Origin of the sequence: Cobetia sp. 10Alg 146, assembly GCF_029846385.1 — a bacterium.
GTDB classification, from domain to species: Bacteria; Pseudomonadota; Gammaproteobacteria; order Pseudomonadales; family Halomonadaceae; genus Cobetia; species Cobetia marina.
In genome coordinates this window covers 23,613-36,251 of record NZ_JARWKT010000011.1, presented here as the reverse complement: position 1 = coordinate 36,251, position 12,639 = coordinate 23,613, and the positions used below count along the sequence as shown (strand labels likewise).

Below are 12,639 nucleotides of genomic sequence, written 5' to 3'. Positions count from 1 at the left end.
GAAGGGTTGGCCTTTTCTTGTGGACGAAGCAAGCCGAAGCTTACTCTTCGCCCGCTGCCTCGGAGGCAGCCGGACGATCGACCAGCTCGACGAATGCCATCGGGGCATTGTCACCGGCACGATAGCCACACTTCAGGATGCGCAGGTAACCGCCCGGACGGGTGGTGTAGCGCGGGCCGAGCTCATTGAAGAGCTTGCCGACCGCTTCCTTGGAACCGGTACGAGAGAACGCCAAACGACGGTTCGCAACGGAATCCTGCTTGGCCAGGGTGATCAGCGGCTCGATATGACGACGCAGTTCCTTGGCTTTCGGCAGGGTAGTCTTGATGACTTCGTGCTCTACCAGAGAGATGCACATGTTCTTGAACATGGCTTCACGGTGAGAGCTGGTACGGTTCAGGTGACGACCACTCTTACGATGACGCATGGTTGTGATTCCTTACCAGTCTGGGGCTTGAGCCGACCGGGCTTCCTTAAGCGGAAGCCTTGTCGTCCTTCAGGCTTGCGGGCGGCCAGTTTTCCAACCGCATGCCGAGGGACAGACCACGCGCGGACAGCACGTCCTTGATTTCATTCAAGGACTTCTTGCCGAGATTCGGGGTCTTCAGCAGCTCAACTTCGGTGCGCTGAATGAGATCACCGATGTAATAGATATTCTCGGCCTTGAGACAGTTCGCACTGCGAACGGTCAGCTCAAGATCGTCTACGGGACGGAGAAGGATCGGATCGATTTGATCTTCCTCTTCTTCGACTTCCTGTTCCTTGTCTGCTTCCAGATCAACGAAGGCGGCCAGCTGCTCCTGCAAGATGGTTGCGGAGCGGCGGATCGCTTCTTCCGGATCCAGCGTGCCGTCGGTTTCCAGGTCAATCACCAGCTTGTCAAGGTTGGTGCGCTGTTCAACACGCGCCGCCTCGACAGCATAGGAGACCCGGCGAACCGGCGTGAAGGTCGCATCCAGCTGGAGACGGCCAATGGCACGTGATTCGTCATCTGCAGAGAGACGCGCGTCAGCCGGTTCGTAGCCGCGGCCACGAGCGATCTTGAGTTGCATCTTCAGCTCGCCACCATCATTCAGGTGAGCGATGACGTGATCCGGATTCACGATTTCGAGATCATGGTCACCGGCGATGTCGCCAGCAGTCACGATGCCCGGGCCCTTCTTGTTCAGCGCCAGCACAGCTTCGTCGCGACCATGCATCTTGATGGCCACGTCCTTGAGGTTCAGCAGGATTTCGATGACATCCTCCTGTACCCCTTCAATGGCGCTGTACTCGTGCAGAACGCCTTCGATCTCAGCTTCCACGACGGCACAGCCGGGCATGGAAGACAGCAGGATGCGACGCAGAGCATTCCCCAGGGTGTGGCCGAAACCACGCTCGAAGGGCTCGAGGACGATCCGCGCATGATGGGCGCTGACTTCCTCGACCTTGATATCGCGAGGACGGAGAAACTCTGTCACTGAGCGCTGCATAAGAACACCTTTAAGGCTGCCAAACGGATAATCTGGGTACTCCAGCCGGGCCGACGAATCAGCCCGGCATCACATTACTTGGAGTACAGCTCGACGATCAGGTTTTCGTTGATATCGGCAGACAGGTCGCCACGCTCGGGGACAGCCTTGAAAGTGCCTTCCATCTTCTTGGAGTCGACGTCGACCCAGGAGACATCACCGCGGTTGGCAGCGAGTGCCAGAGACTGCTGGATGCGAGCCTGGTTCTTGGCCTTCTCACGAACGGTAACCACATCACCGGCCTTCACATTGAAGGAAGCGACGTTGACGGTACGGCCGTTCACGGCGATCGCCTTGTGGCTGACCAGCTGACGTGCCTCGGAACGCGTGGAGCCGAAGCCCATGCGGTAGACGACGTTGTCGAGGCGAGCCTCGAGGAGCTGGAGCAGAACCTCACCAGTCGCGCCTTTCACGCGAGCGGCTTCTTTGTAGTAATTGCGGAATTGCTTTTCCAGAACGCCGTACATGCGACGAACCTTCTGCTTTTCACGCAACTGCAGGCCGTAGTCTGAAAGACGTTGACGGCGCTGGCCATGAACACCCGGGGGTTGTTCGGATTTGCACTTCTTCTCGAACGGAGTCACGCCACTCTTCAGGAAGAGGTCGGTGCCTTCACGACGAGACAGTTTGCACTTCGGTCCAATATAACGAGCCATGAGTCTGTCTCCTTAAACGCGGCGTTTCTTCGGCGGACGGCACCCATTATGCGGGATGGGGGTCACGTCGGTGATGCTTTGCACGCGGAAGCCTGCGGCATTGAGAGCACGCACGGCGGACTCACGACCCGGACCCGGGCCCTTGACCAGCACGTCGACGTTCTTCACACCATATTCGGCTGCAGCGGTCGCTGCACGTTCACTTGCGACTTGCGCAGCGAACGGGGTGCTCTTGCGAGAACCACGAAAACCCGAACCACCGGCAGTTGCCCAGGAGAGAGCATTGCCCTGGCGGTCTGTGATCGTCACGATAGTGTTGTTAAAAGAGGCATGGATATGCGCGATGGCATCCACTACCTGCTTTTTAACCTTCTTGCGCTTACTCGGGTTAGCCATTAGATGTTTCCTGTCTAAACGCCAGTTCGTTTACTTGCGAATCGGTTTACGCGGACCTTTGCGTGTACGTGCGTTGGTCTTGGTGCGCTGACCGCGCAACGGAAGACCACGACGATGGCGCAGGCCACGATAGCAACCGAGGTCCATGAGACGCTTGATGTTCAGCGTGATCTCACGACGCAGGTCGCCTTCGACGGTGTACTTACCCACCTCGGCACGAACCAGGTCCAGTTGTTCAACAGACAGATCAGCGATCTTGACGCTCGGTTCTAAACCGAGAGCGGCGCAGATCTGCTGTGCACGCGTACGGCCAATCCCGAAGATATAAGTCAGCGAGATCGCCGCGTGCTTGTTGTCCGGGATATTGACGCCAGCAATACGGGCCATCAGTTTTCTCCGAAAGGTTAGCGGCGGATTTTACATCCACAAAGGGCGCAATAGCATACCCCTTGATCCCGTTGGGAACAAGGGGGTATGCCAGCACCCGAGCTTGTATTCAGCTAAGCGGGGTCGAGGGATTAACCCTGACGCTGCTTGTGGCGCGGCTCAGTGCAGATGACCCGCACTGCGCCACGACGCCGAATGATCTTGCAGTTACGGCAAATTTTCTTGACGGAAGCTCGAACTTTCATCGTTCTCTCCAGTTTGCTAACAGGGGCTGCGCAATCAGCGCATCATGCCACCGCTGCCATAGCCTTTGAGGTTGGCCTTCTTCATCACCGACGCATACTGATTTGACATCAGATGCGACTGCACCTGGGCCATGAAGTCCATGACCACCACAACCACGATGAGCAGAGAGGTACCGCCGAAATAGAACGGAACCTGCCAGGCGACAACGAGGAATTGCGGCATCAGGGAGACGAGGGTGATGTAGAGGGCGCCGAACAGCGTCAGGCGAGTCATCACCTTATCGATGTAACGGGCCGTCTGTTCGCCTGGGCGAATCCCCGGGAGGAAAGCTCCTGACTTCTTGAGGTTGTCAGCAACATCCTTGGGATTGAAGACCAGCGCCGTGTAGAAGAAGCAGAAGAATACTACAGCGGCAGCGAAAAGCAAGATGTACAGTGGCTGGCCCGGCCCGAGAGCCTGAGAAGCCGTCTGCAACCATTGCATGCTTTCACTCTGGCCAAACCATTGGCCCATCGATGCAGGGAACAGCAGGATGCTTGACGCGAAGATCGGCGGGATGACCCCGGCCATGTTGACCTTCATCGGCAAGTAGCTGCTCTGACCGGCATACATCTTGTTGCCCACCTGACGGCGCGGATAGTTCACCGTGATGCGGCGTTGACCGCGTTCGATGAACACCACAAAGGCAACGGTAACGACTGCGAGCAGCGTCAGCGCCAGCAGCGGAAGCACATTCCAGGCACCATCATTGCGCGCCAGTTCGAAAGACTGGCCGATGGCACTCGGCAGCCCGGCGACAATACCAGCAAAGATGATCAGTGAGATCCCGTTGCCGATACCCTTCTCGGTGATCTGCTCTCCCAGCCACATCAGGAACACTGCACCAGCCACGAACGTACTCACGGCGGTGAAGTAGAAGCTGAAGTCAGCGGAATAGGCGACACCGTTTCCGACCAGTCCGACTGCCATGCCGATCGATTGGACCAGGGCCAGTACGACCGTGCCGTAGCGCGTGTACTGGCTGATCTTGCGACGACCGGCCTCACCTTCCTTCTTCAACTGCTCTAGCTGAGGCGAGACCACCGTCAGGAGCTGCATGATGATCGACGCGGATATGTAGGGCATGATGCCCAACGCGAAGATACTCATTCGCTCCAGTGCACCACCGGAGAACATGTTGAACATGCTCAGGATGGTGCCCTGGTTTTCCCTGAACAAGGCAGCAAGCTGGTCAGGATTGATACCGGGAACGGGGATGTGTGCACCGATTCGGTACACCACGATGGCGATGAACACGAAGCGCAAACGCGCCCAGAGTTCGCTCAACCCACTTCCCTGCATCGCCGGTACGTTTCCTGACTTAGCCATTTAGTCCTCTACCTTGCCACCGGCAGCTTCGATCGCAGCACGGGCACCCTTGGTGACCTTGATGCCGCGGACCGTGACTGCCTTGTCCAGTTCGCCGGAGAGCATGACCTTCGCGAACTTCGTGGAATCACGAAGCACGTTGGCCTTCTTCAGCGTTTCGAGGTCGACGATATCACCGTCTACCAGTGCCAGCTCGCTCAGGCGCACTTCTTCGGAAACCAGAGATTTCGCGGAAGTGAAACCAAACTTCGGCAGGCGACGCTGCATAGGCATCTGACCGCCTTCGAAGCCCGGCTTGACGCTGCCACCGGAACGGGACTTCTGGCCCTTGTGGCCACGACCGCCGGTCTTACCAAGACCGGAGCCGATACCACGACCGACACGCTTTGCAGCGTGCTTGGAGCCCGGGGCCGGACTCAGGGTATTCAATTTCATGGATTACTCTCCCTCAACACGGACAAGGTAATGAACCTTGTTGATCATGCCGCGTACCGCGGGGGTGTCTTCCAGCTCGACAGTGTGACCGATGCGACGCAGCCCAAGGCCTTTCATGGTGGCCTTGTGCTTTTCGAGGACGCCGATGGTGCTGCGGATCTGGGTTACCGTGATCTTAGCTGCCATGGTGCCTTACCCCGCAATCTTGTCGACAGACAGGCCACGCTTGGCGGCGATGTCTTCCGGAGATTTCATGGCAGCGAGACCGTTGATGGTCGCGCGCACCACGTTGACCGGATTGGTGGAACCGTAGCACTTGGCCAGGACGTCATGGACGCCTGCCAGTTCGAGCACGGAACGCATCGCACCGCCGGCAATGATGCCGGTACCTTCGGATGCTGGCTGCATGTAGATCTTGGATGCGCCGTGACGAGCCTTCACCGGGTACTGCAGGGTGTGGCCCTTCAGGTCAACCTTGATCATGTTGCGACGAGCTTGGTCCATTGCCTTCTGGATCGCGACCGGCACTTCACGCGCCTTGCCACGACCGAAGCCAACACGACCATTGCCGTCACCAACGACAGTCAGAGCGGTGAAACCGAAGATACGGCCGCCCTTGACTACCTTGGCGACGCGGTTGATCTGCACGAGCTTCTCTTGCAGGTCACCGCCCTTCTGTTCGATATTCGCCATCGTAAAACCCTTTAGAATTCCAGGCCGCCTTCACGTGCGGCATCGGCCAGGGCCTTCACGCGACCGTGGTACTTGTACCCGGAGCGATCGAAAGCCACTTGCTTGATACCCGCTTCCTTCGCGCGCTCGGCAATCAGAGCACCCACCTTGGCGGCGGAGTCCGAGTTACCGGTAGAACCTTCGCGCAGGCTCTTGTCGAGCGTGGATGCGGTGGCCAGGACCTGGCCGCCATCCGGCGAGATGATCTGCGCGTAGATGTGACGCGGGGTGCGGTTCACGCACAGGCGAAACACGCCCAGCTCGCGGATTTTCGCACGAGCGCGGCGGGCACGACGGAGACGAGATTCTTTCTTCGCGTTCATAACCCTGCCTTACTTCTTCTTGGCTTCTTTACGACGGACGACTTCGTCGCTGTACCGAATACCTTTGCCCTTGTAGGGCTCCGGCGGACGGAACGCGCGAATCTCTGCGGCGACCTGACCCAAAGCCTGCTTGTCAGCAGATTTCAGGACGATCTGAGTGTTCTTCGGCGTTTCAGCCGTAACACTTGCCGGCAGTTCATAGTCGACCGGGTGTGAGAAGCCCAGTGTCAGGTTGATTGTCTGGCCTTTGGCCTGGGCACGATAACCCACACCATTGATTTCCAGAGACTTGGTGAAGCCTTCGGAAACACCAGACACCATGTTGTTGACCAGAGCACGTGTGGTACCAACCATTGCCCAGTTCTTGGCAGTCTCAGCCGGGGCGAAGGTCATCTGACCTTCTTCCAGGTTGATGACCACGTCCTGGTGGACGGTCAGTTCCAGCTGGCCATTGCTGCCCTTCACGGTCAGCTTGTCGCCATCGAGTTTTGCCTCGACGCCGTTCGGCAATTTAACCGGATACTTGGCTACGCGGGACATTCCAAACTCCTAGAATACGGTGCAGAGGACTTCGCCGCCGACACCAGCTTGACGGGCCGCACGATCGGTCATCACGCCCCGGGAGGTGGAAACGATCGCAATACCCAGGCCATCTGCGACTTTCGGCAGCTCGCCCTTGCCTTTGTACTGGCGCAGGGACGGCTTGGAAACACGCTTGATGTTCTCGATAACCGCCTTGCCTTCAAAGTACTTGAGGGTCACGGTCAGTTCCGGCTTCGCGCCTTCTGCGACAGCAAACTCGGAAATGTAACCCTCTTCCTTCAATACGCGGGCCACTTCAACCTTGAGCTTGGAAGACGGCATGGTAACCGTCTCCTTGGTGGCCATCTGCGCATTGCGGATACGAGTGAACATATCCGCCAGAGTGTCTTGCATGCTCATTTACGTTGCGCTCCTGAATTCTTGCAGTGGTGTTACCAGCTGGACTTGGTCAGACCAGGCACGTCACCACGCATAGCGGCTTCACGCAGCTTGTTGCGGCTCAGGCCGAACTTGTTGTAGTAGCCGTGCGGACGGCCAGTGATACGGCAGCGGTTACGCTGACGGACCGGGCTGGCATCACGCGGCAGCTGCTGCAGTTTCAGCTGTGCGTCGAAGCGCTCTTCTTCAGAAGCGTTGACGTCATTGATGATGGTCTTCAGTGCGTCGCGCTTGGCGGCGTACTTTGCGACCAGCTTGGTGCGCTTGAGCTCACGCTCAACCATGCTTTTCTTTGCCATGATCCACCCTTATTTCTTGAACGGGAAGTTCAGCGCGCCCAGCAACGCACGACCTTCATCATCGGTGTTGGCGCTAGTGGTGATGGTGATGTCCAGGCCACGAATCCGGTCGATCTTATCATACTCGATCTCCGGGAAGATGATCTGCTCACGCACACCCATGGAGTAGTTTCCACGGCCATCGAAGGACTTCGGGTTCAGACCGCGGAAGTCACGAACGCGCGGGATAGCCACGTTCACGAGACGGTCCAGGAAGTCCCACATACGATCGCTGCGCAGGGTCACCTTGACACCGATCGGCCATCCTTCGCGGACCTTGAAGCCAGCGATGGACTTGCGTGCCTTGGTGATGATCGGCTTCTGACCAGACAGCATCTGGAGATCGGCAAACGCGTTGTCGATCAGCTTCTTGTCAGCGGTGGCTTCACCGATGCCCATGTTCAGGGTCACCTTGGTGATACGCGGCACCTGCATCACGTTGGCGTAGCCGAACTGCTCTTTAAGCTGGGCGGCCACTTCGTTCTGATAACGTTCTTTCAAGTTCGCCATGTTGTACCCGACTCGCGTTAGGCGTCGATCAGCTTCTGAGTCGACTTAAAGATGCGTACCTTAGTACCGTCTTCCTGAACCTGGATACCGACACGATCCGCCTTGCCGGTCTCCTGGTTGAAGATGGCCACGTTGGACGCGTGAATCGGAGCCTCGCGCTCGACGATACCCCCCTGGGTGCCCAGCATCGGGTTGGGCTTGGTGTGACGCTTGATCATGTTCACACCGGACACTAGCAGACGCTCACCTTTCAGCACCTTGCTGATGGTACCGCGCTTGCCCTTGTCCTTCCCGGCGATGACGATGACTTCATCGTCACGTTTGATCTTTTGCATATCCGCTTCCGCTCCTTACAGCACTTCGGGCGCCAGGGAAATGATCTTCATGAACTTCTCACTGCGAAGTTCACGGGTAACCGGGCCGAAGATACGGGTACCGATCGGCTGTTCGTTGGTGTTATTCAACAGAACGGCCGCATTACCGTCGAAGCGGATCACGGAACCGTCATTACGACGGACACCGGCTTTGGTACGAACGACCACTGCCTTCATGACTTGGCCTTTCTTGACCTTGCCACGCGGGATAGCTTCTTTGACGGTGACCTTGATGATGTCTCCAACACGAGCGTAACGGCGGTGTGAACCACCCAGCACCTTGATGCATTGCACCCGGCGCGCGCCACTGTTGTCGGCGACATCCAGCATTGTCTGAGTCTGAATCATCGGTTTTCTCCAAACCTAATCTGACTGCCTGGTGGGAACTGGCCTAGGGATCAACCCTTGGCCTGTTCAACCACCTCGACCAGGGTCCAGGCTTTCTTCTTGGACAGCGGACGAGTCTCGGCGATAGAGACGGTGTCACCGATCCGAGCCTGATTCGCCTCATCATGGGCGTGCAGCTTGGTGGAGCGTCTCAGGTACTTGCCATAGATCGGGTGACGCTCACGGCGCTCGACCATGACAACGATGGATTTTTCCATCTTGTCACTCACCACCTTGCCGGTGAGTGTGCGTGCTTTAGTTTCTTCGGCCATTTTACTCACCTGACTTCTGGTTGAGCACAGTCTTAACCTGAGCAATTTGGCGGCGAGTCTGCTTGAGCAGGTGAACCTGGCTCAGCTGACCGGTAGCCTTCTGCATGCGCAGATTGAATTGCTCACGCAGCAGTTCGAACAACTGCTCCTGGAGCGCCTCGACTGACTTTTCACGGAGTTCTTGGGCTTTCATCACATCACCGTCCGCTTAACAAAGGTGGTGGAGATCGGCATCTTCATAGCGGCCAGACTGAATGCTTCACGGGCCAGCTCTTCGGATACACCTTCGATCTCGTAAAGGACCTTGCCGGGCTGGATCTGTGCGACCCAGTACTCGACAGAACCCTTACCTTTACCCATACGAACTTCCAACGGCTTGTTGGAAATCGGCTTGTCTGGGAAGACGCGGATCCAGATCTTACCGCCACGCTTGACGTGACGAGTGATGGCACGACGGCCAGCTTCGATCTGACGAGCGGTGATACGACCACGGCCGGTGGCTTTCAGGCCAAACTCACCAAAGCTTACCTTGCTTCCGCGATGCGCCAGGCCACGATTGCGACCTTTCTGCATCTTGCGGAATTTCATACGCTTGGGCTGTAACATCGATTACCCCCTTACTTGCCTTTCTTCTTGGGTGCGGACGCGGGCTGCTTCGCCTTGGCTCGCACCTCTTCGATGCCACCGAGGATCTCGCCTTTGAAGATCCAGACCTTGACACCAATGATGCCGTAGGTGGTGTGAGCTTCGAAGGTGGAGTAATCAATGTCAGCACGCAGGGTGTGAAGCGGAACGCGGCCTTCGCGGTACCATTCGGTACGGGCGATTTCGGCACCGCCGAGACGACCGGAGAGCTGAATCTTGATGCCCTTGGCGCCCAGACGCATTGCGTTCTGCACAGCACGCTTCATCGCACGACGGAACATGACACGACGCTCGAGCTGACCTGCCACATTGGCAGCGACCAGCTTGGCATCGAGTTCCGGCTTGCGAATCTCCTCGATGTTGATGTGGACGGGAACGCCCATCATCTCGGAAACTTCACGACGAAGGCGATCGACATCTTCACCTTTCTTACCGATCACGATACCCGGACGGGCAGTGTGAATGGTAATACGGGCGTTGTTTGCCGGACGCTCGATGCTGATGCGGCTCACGGAAGCGCTTTTCAGACGCTCTTCCAGGAATCCACGCACCTGCAGATCGTTGTTCAGTTTGTCGGCATAGGTAGCGCCTTCGGCGTACCAGACAGAGGTATGATCCTTGACAATACCCAGTCGGAAACCTGTCGGATTAACTTTCTGACCCATTGGTCGTCTCCTACTTCTCGGCTACCTTGACGGTGATATGACAAGTGCGCTTCAAGATGCGATCCGCACGGCCTTTGGCACGTGGCTGGATGCGCTTGAGCGTCATGCCCTCGTCGACACAGATAGTCGAGACGCGAAGCTCGTCAATGTCCATGCCGTTGTTTTCTTCCGCATTCGCGATCGCGGACTGCAGAACCTTGCGAACAATCTTCGCGGCCTTCTTCGGTGAGAAAGCGAGCAGATTCAGCGCCTCGGCGACCGGCTTACCGCGCACCTGGTCAGCCACCAAACGGGCCTTCTGGGCGGATAAACGAGCGCCGCGCAGCTTAGCAGCTACTTCCATCTCTTAAATCCTCTCTGGCTTACCGTTTGGCTTTTTTATCTGCAGCGTGCCCGCGGTATGTGCGGGTGGCAGCAAACTCGCCGAGCTTGTGACCGACCATTTCCTCAGAAACGAGAACCGGGACATGCTGGCGACCGTTATGGACGGCAATGGTGAGCCCGACCATGTTCGGCAGGATCATGGAACGACGCGACCAGGTCTTGATCGGTTTGCGGTCGTTCTTTTCCACTGCTGTCTCAACCTTCTTCAGCAGATGAAGGTCAATAAATGGACCTTTCTTCAGTGAACGTGGCACAGCCGTTACCTCTCAATATCTGTTACTTGGCCTTGCGGCGACGGACGATAAGCTTATCGGTGCGCTTGTTCTTGCGAGTCTTGTGACCCTTGGTCGGGACGCCCCACGGGCTGACCGGGTGACGGCCACCAGAGGTACGACCTTCACCACCACCATGCGGGTGATCGACAGGGTTCATCGCGACACCGCGAACGGTCGGGCGCACGCCTCTCCAACGCTTAGCACCGGCCTTGCCCAGTTGACGGAGGCTGTGCTCGGAGTTGCCCACTTCGCCGAGTGTTGCACGGCATTCGGACAGCACCTTACGCATCTCGCCAGAGCGCAGACGCAGCGTGGTGTAGTTACCGTCACGTGCCACGACCTGGGCACTGGTACCTGCACTACGAGCGATCTGAGCGCCCTTGCCCGGCTTCAGCTCTACACAGTGAACGGTGGAGCCCACCGGGACATTGCGCAGCGGCAGAGCGTTGCCTTTCTTGATCGGTGCGTTGACACCGGACTCGAGACGGTCGCCAGCAGAGACACCTTTCGGTGCAATGATGTAGCGACGTTCGCCGTCGAGGTACTTCACCAGCGCGATGTTCGCGCTACGGTTCGGATCGTATTCCAGGCGCTCGACGATGGCCGGAATGCCATCCTTGTTACGCTTGAAGTCGACCAGACGGTAATGGTGACGATGACCACCGCCGATGTGGCGAGTAGTGATGCGACCATTATTGTTACGACCACCGGACTTTGACTGCTTTTCAAGCAGCGGAGCGTACGCGCGACCTTTGAAAAGTTCGTCATTGACGACTTTTACCAGGTGGCGGCGACCGGCGGAGGTAGGTTTTGTCTTAACAATTGCCATGTTCCGTACTCCTGCCTTACTCGGCGCCAGAGAAGTCTTCGATGGTCTCGCCGGCGGCCAGAGTTACATAGGCCTTGCGATAACCAGCGCGACGACCAACACCGCGAGCGGTGCGCTTGGTCTTGCCTTTCATGTTCAGAACCTGAACACGATCGACTTTCTTGCCAAACAGCTCTTCGACGGCTTTCTTGATTTCGGGCTTTGTCGCGTCGCTGGCAACCTTGAACACGTACTGGTTGTTCTCGGCAGCGACCGCGGCCTTCTCGGTCATGTGAGGACCAAGCAGGACCTTGAATACGCGTTCCTGATTCATCCCAGGTTCTCCTCGAACTTGCGCAGGGCAGCGACAGTCATCAGCACCTTGTCGTAACCGACGAGGCTGACCGGGTCAGCGCCAGCGACATTGACGACGTCAACATACGGGATGTTGCGCGCAGCCAGGTACAGATTGACGTCCTGCTCTTCTGTGACGATCAGCGCTTTCTCAAGGCCCAGTTCCTGGAGCTTGGCGATCAGCAGCTTGGTCTTCGGAGCATCGACAGTGATTGCGTCGACCGCGACCAGGCGATCCTGACGGACCAGCTCGGACAGGATGGAACGCATGGCAGCGCGATACATCTTGCGATTGACCTTGTGCGAGTGGTCCTGAGGACGTGCTGCAAAGGTCACACCGCCAGAACGCCACAGCGGGGAACGGATGGTACCGGCACGAGCGCGGCCAGTACCTTTCTGACGCCACGGCTTCTTGCCACCGCCGGACACGTCAGAACGGGTCTTCTGAGCCACGGTACCCTGACGCGCACCAGCCAGATAGGCGGTGACGACCTGGTGAACCAGAGCCTCGTTGAAGTCCTTACCAAAGGTAGCATCGGAGACGTCTACTGCGCCGCCTGCACCTGCAAGATTAAGATTCATCGGTTAATTC

Annotated in this window: 26 protein-coding genes; all 26 read right to left on the bottom strand. The window is 57.5% G+C overall.

What is annotated here, in order from left to right; translation table 11 throughout:
• Window positions 1–40: 40 nt before the first annotated feature.
• Entirely contained in the window at window positions 41–427 is a 387-nt protein-coding gene (gene rplQ / locus QD172_RS16065) for a 50S ribosomal protein L17 (protein WP_065392559.1), read from the bottom strand.
• A 46-nt stretch (window positions 428–473) separates the two neighbouring features.
• Window positions 474–1,472 carry a DNA-directed RNA polymerase subunit alpha gene (gene rpoA / locus QD172_RS16060; RefSeq protein ID WP_065392560.1) on the bottom strand — a complete coding sequence of 333 codons (999 nt, stop codon included), beginning with the start codon at window positions 1,470–1,472 and terminating at the stop codon, window positions 474–476.
• 74 nt (window positions 1,473–1,546) lie between these two features.
• The gene (gene rpsD, locus QD172_RS16055) at window positions 1,547–2,167 is read right to left on the bottom strand and encodes a 30S ribosomal protein S4 (RefSeq protein ID WP_065392561.1); all 621 of its coding nucleotides are present in this window, start codon (window positions 2,165–2,167) and stop codon (window positions 1,547–1,549) included.
• 12 nt (window positions 2,168–2,179) lie between these two features.
• Complete coding sequence (gene rpsK, locus QD172_RS16050; RefSeq protein ID WP_043334827.1) at window positions 2,180–2,563, bottom strand: 30S ribosomal protein S11; 384 nt, start codon at window positions 2,561–2,563, stop codon at window positions 2,180–2,182.
• A gap of 30 nt (window positions 2,564–2,593) precedes the next feature.
• On the bottom strand, window positions 2,594–2,950 hold the full coding sequence (gene rpsM, locus QD172_RS16045) for a 30S ribosomal protein S13 (protein ID WP_024950672.1): 357 nt from the start codon (window positions 2,948–2,950) through the stop codon (window positions 2,594–2,596).
• 131 nt (window positions 2,951–3,081) lie between these two features.
• The gene (gene rpmJ / locus QD172_RS16040; protein ID WP_077373351.1) at window positions 3,082–3,195 is read right to left on the bottom strand and encodes a 50S ribosomal protein L36; all 114 of its coding nucleotides are present in this window, start codon (window positions 3,193–3,195) and stop codon (window positions 3,082–3,084) included.
• Window positions 3,196–3,229: 34 nt separating this feature from the next.
• Entirely contained in the window at window positions 3,230–4,564 is a 1,335-nt protein-coding gene (gene secY / locus QD172_RS16035; RefSeq protein WP_065392562.1) for a preprotein translocase subunit SecY, read from the bottom strand.
• The gene (gene rplO, locus QD172_RS16030) at window positions 4,565–4,999 is read right to left on the bottom strand and encodes a 50S ribosomal protein L15 (RefSeq protein WP_065392563.1); all 435 of its coding nucleotides are present in this window, start codon (window positions 4,997–4,999) and stop codon (window positions 4,565–4,567) included.
• 3 nt (window positions 5,000–5,002) lie between these two features.
• Entirely contained in the window at window positions 5,003–5,185 is a 183-nt protein-coding gene (rpmD, locus tag QD172_RS16025) for a 50S ribosomal protein L30 (protein WP_024950669.1), read from the bottom strand.
• A 6-nt stretch (window positions 5,186–5,191) separates the two neighbouring features.
• On the bottom strand, window positions 5,192–5,692 hold the full coding sequence (gene rpsE, locus QD172_RS16020) for a 30S ribosomal protein S5 (RefSeq protein WP_054556902.1): 501 nt from the start codon (window positions 5,690–5,692) through the stop codon (window positions 5,192–5,194).
• Window positions 5,693–5,703: 11 nt separating this feature from the next.
• A complete protein-coding gene (rplR, locus tag QD172_RS16015; RefSeq protein WP_024950667.1) occupies window positions 5,704–6,054 on the bottom strand; it encodes a 50S ribosomal protein L18 in 351 nt (116 codons plus the stop codon).
• A 9-nt stretch (window positions 6,055–6,063) separates the two neighbouring features.
• Window positions 6,064–6,594 (bottom strand): 50S ribosomal protein L6, encoded by a 531-nt coding sequence (gene rplF, locus QD172_RS16010; protein WP_065392564.1) that lies wholly within the window; start codon window positions 6,592–6,594, stop codon window positions 6,064–6,066.
• A 9-nt stretch (window positions 6,595–6,603) separates the two neighbouring features.
• The gene (rpsH, locus tag QD172_RS16005; RefSeq protein ID WP_065392565.1) at window positions 6,604–6,996 is read right to left on the bottom strand and encodes a 30S ribosomal protein S8; all 393 of its coding nucleotides are present in this window, start codon (window positions 6,994–6,996) and stop codon (window positions 6,604–6,606) included.
• 32 nt (window positions 6,997–7,028) lie between these two features.
• Window positions 7,029–7,334, bottom strand: coding sequence for a 30S ribosomal protein S14 (gene rpsN / locus QD172_RS16000; protein WP_043334842.1), 306 nt, complete (start codon window positions 7,332–7,334; stop codon window positions 7,029–7,031).
• 9 nt (window positions 7,335–7,343) lie between these two features.
• Complete coding sequence (gene rplE, locus QD172_RS15995) at window positions 7,344–7,883, bottom strand: 50S ribosomal protein L5 (protein WP_065392566.1); 540 nt, start codon at window positions 7,881–7,883, stop codon at window positions 7,344–7,346.
• A gap of 17 nt (window positions 7,884–7,900) precedes the next feature.
• On the bottom strand, window positions 7,901–8,218 hold the full coding sequence (gene rplX, locus QD172_RS15990) for a 50S ribosomal protein L24 (protein ID WP_043334846.1): 318 nt from the start codon (window positions 8,216–8,218) through the stop codon (window positions 7,901–7,903).
• 15 nt (window positions 8,219–8,233) lie between these two features.
• Window positions 8,234–8,605 carry a 50S ribosomal protein L14 gene (gene rplN / locus QD172_RS15985; protein ID WP_043334850.1) on the bottom strand — a complete coding sequence of 124 codons (372 nt, stop codon included), beginning with the start codon at window positions 8,603–8,605 and terminating at the stop codon, window positions 8,234–8,236.
• A gap of 50 nt (window positions 8,606–8,655) precedes the next feature.
• On the bottom strand, window positions 8,656–8,916 hold the full coding sequence (rpsQ, locus tag QD172_RS15980; protein WP_043334852.1) for a 30S ribosomal protein S17: 261 nt from the start codon (window positions 8,914–8,916) through the stop codon (window positions 8,656–8,658).
• Between the two features lies 1 nt (window position 8,917).
• Window positions 8,918–9,109, bottom strand: coding sequence for a 50S ribosomal protein L29 (gene rpmC, locus QD172_RS15975; RefSeq protein WP_024950659.1), 192 nt, complete (start codon window positions 9,107–9,109; stop codon window positions 8,918–8,920).
• Entirely contained in the window at window positions 9,109–9,522 is a 414-nt protein-coding gene (gene rplP / locus QD172_RS15970; RefSeq protein ID WP_043334854.1) for a 50S ribosomal protein L16, read from the bottom strand. The genes rpmC and rplP overlap by 1 nt, the downstream gene beginning before the upstream one ends.
• Window positions 9,523–9,533: 11 nt before the next feature.
• The gene (rpsC, locus tag QD172_RS15965) at window positions 9,534–10,226 is read right to left on the bottom strand and encodes a 30S ribosomal protein S3 (RefSeq protein ID WP_043334856.1); all 693 of its coding nucleotides are present in this window, start codon (window positions 10,224–10,226) and stop codon (window positions 9,534–9,536) included.
• Between the two features lie 10 nt (window positions 10,227–10,236).
• Entirely contained in the window at window positions 10,237–10,569 is a 333-nt protein-coding gene (rplV, locus tag QD172_RS15960; RefSeq protein ID WP_043334859.1) for a 50S ribosomal protein L22, read from the bottom strand.
• 19 nt (window positions 10,570–10,588) lie between these two features.
• Complete coding sequence (gene rpsS / locus QD172_RS15955; protein ID WP_024950655.1) at window positions 10,589–10,864, bottom strand: 30S ribosomal protein S19; 276 nt, start codon at window positions 10,862–10,864, stop codon at window positions 10,589–10,591.
• A 22-nt stretch (window positions 10,865–10,886) separates the two neighbouring features.
• Window positions 10,887–11,714, bottom strand: coding sequence for a 50S ribosomal protein L2 (gene rplB, locus QD172_RS15950; RefSeq protein ID WP_043334862.1), 828 nt, complete (start codon window positions 11,712–11,714; stop codon window positions 10,887–10,889).
• A 16-nt stretch (window positions 11,715–11,730) separates the two neighbouring features.
• Complete coding sequence (gene rplW, locus QD172_RS15945; protein ID WP_065392567.1) at window positions 11,731–12,027, bottom strand: 50S ribosomal protein L23; 297 nt, start codon at window positions 12,025–12,027, stop codon at window positions 11,731–11,733.
• Window positions 12,024–12,629, bottom strand: coding sequence for a 50S ribosomal protein L4 (rplD, locus tag QD172_RS15940; protein WP_065392568.1), 606 nt, complete (start codon window positions 12,627–12,629; stop codon window positions 12,024–12,026). The genes rplW and rplD overlap by 4 nt, the downstream gene beginning before the upstream one ends.
• Window positions 12,630–12,639 lie beyond the last annotated feature (10 nt).

Bases quoted from the DNA above. Each gene is read 5' to 3' on its own strand.
- rplQ (WP_065392559.1), bottom strand. From the start codon at position 427: ATGCGTCATCGTAAGAGTGGTCGTCACCTGAACCGTACCAGCTCTCAC.
- rpoA (WP_065392560.1), bottom strand. From the start codon at position 1,472: ATGCAGCGCTCAGTGACAGAGTTTCTCCGTCCTCGCGATATCAAGGTC.
- rpsD (WP_065392561.1), bottom strand. From the start codon at position 2,167: ATGGCTCGTTATATTGGACCGAAGTGCAAACTGTCTCGTCGTGAAGGC.
- rpsK (WP_043334827.1), bottom strand. From the start codon at position 2,563: ATGGCTAACCCGAGTAAGCGCAAGAAGGTTAAAAAGCAGGTAGTGGAT.
- rpsM (WP_024950672.1), bottom strand. From the start codon at position 2,950: ATGGCCCGTATTGCTGGCGTCAATATCCCGGACAACAAGCACGCGGCG.
- rpmJ (WP_077373351.1), bottom strand. From the start codon at position 3,195: ATGAAAGTTCGAGCTTCCGTCAAGAAAATTTGCCGTAACTGCAAGATC.
- secY (WP_065392562.1), bottom strand. From the start codon at position 4,564: ATGGCTAAGTCAGGAAACGTACCGGCGATGCAGGGAAGTGGGTTGAGC.
- rplO (WP_065392563.1), bottom strand. From the start codon at position 4,999: ATGAAATTGAATACCCTGAGTCCGGCCCCGGGCTCCAAGCACGCTGCA.
- rpmD (WP_024950669.1), bottom strand. From the start codon at position 5,185: ATGGCAGCTAAGATCACGGTAACCCAGATCCGCAGCACCATCGGCGTC.
- rpsE (WP_054556902.1), bottom strand. From the start codon at position 5,692: ATGGCGAATATCGAACAGAAGGGCGGTGACCTGCAAGAGAAGCTCGTG.
- rplR (WP_024950667.1), bottom strand. From the start codon at position 6,054: ATGAACGCGAAGAAAGAATCTCGTCTCCGTCGTGCCCGCCGCGCTCGT.
- rplF (WP_065392564.1), bottom strand. From the start codon at position 6,594: ATGTCCCGCGTAGCCAAGTATCCGGTTAAATTGCCGAACGGCGTCGAG.
- rpsH (WP_065392565.1), bottom strand. From the start codon at position 6,996: ATGAGCATGCAAGACACTCTGGCGGATATGTTCACTCGTATCCGCAAT.
- rpsN (WP_043334842.1), bottom strand. From the start codon at position 7,334: ATGGCAAAGAAAAGCATGGTTGAGCGTGAGCTCAAGCGCACCAAGCTG.
- rplE (WP_065392566.1), bottom strand. From the start codon at position 7,883: ATGGCGAACTTGAAAGAACGTTATCAGAACGAAGTGGCCGCCCAGCTT.
- rplX (WP_043334846.1), bottom strand. From the start codon at position 8,218: ATGCAAAAGATCAAACGTGACGATGAAGTCATCGTCATCGCCGGGAAG.
- rplN (WP_043334850.1), bottom strand. From the start codon at position 8,605: ATGATTCAGACTCAGACAATGCTGGATGTCGCCGACAACAGTGGCGCG.
- rpsQ (WP_043334852.1), bottom strand. From the start codon at position 8,916: ATGGCCGAAGAAACTAAAGCACGCACACTCACCGGCAAGGTGGTGAGT.
- rpmC (WP_024950659.1), bottom strand. From the start codon at position 9,109: ATGAAAGCCCAAGAACTCCGTGAAAAGTCAGTCGAGGCGCTCCAGGAG.
- rplP (WP_043334854.1), bottom strand. From the start codon at position 9,522: ATGTTACAGCCCAAGCGTATGAAATTCCGCAAGATGCAGAAAGGTCGC.
- rpsC (WP_043334856.1), bottom strand. From the start codon at position 10,226: ATGGGTCAGAAAGTTAATCCGACAGGTTTCCGACTGGGTATTGTCAAG.
- rplV (WP_043334859.1), bottom strand. From the start codon at position 10,569: ATGGAAGTAGCTGCTAAGCTGCGCGGCGCTCGTTTATCCGCCCAGAAG.
- rplB (WP_043334862.1), bottom strand. From the start codon at position 11,714: ATGGCAATTGTTAAGACAAAACCTACCTCCGCCGGTCGCCGCCACCTG.
- rplW (WP_065392567.1), bottom strand. From the start codon at position 12,027: ATGAATCAGGAACGCGTATTCAAGGTCCTGCTTGGTCCTCACATGACC.
- rplD (WP_065392568.1), bottom strand. From the start codon at position 12,629: ATGAATCTTAATCTTGCAGGTGCAGGCGGCGCAGTAGACGTCTCCGAT.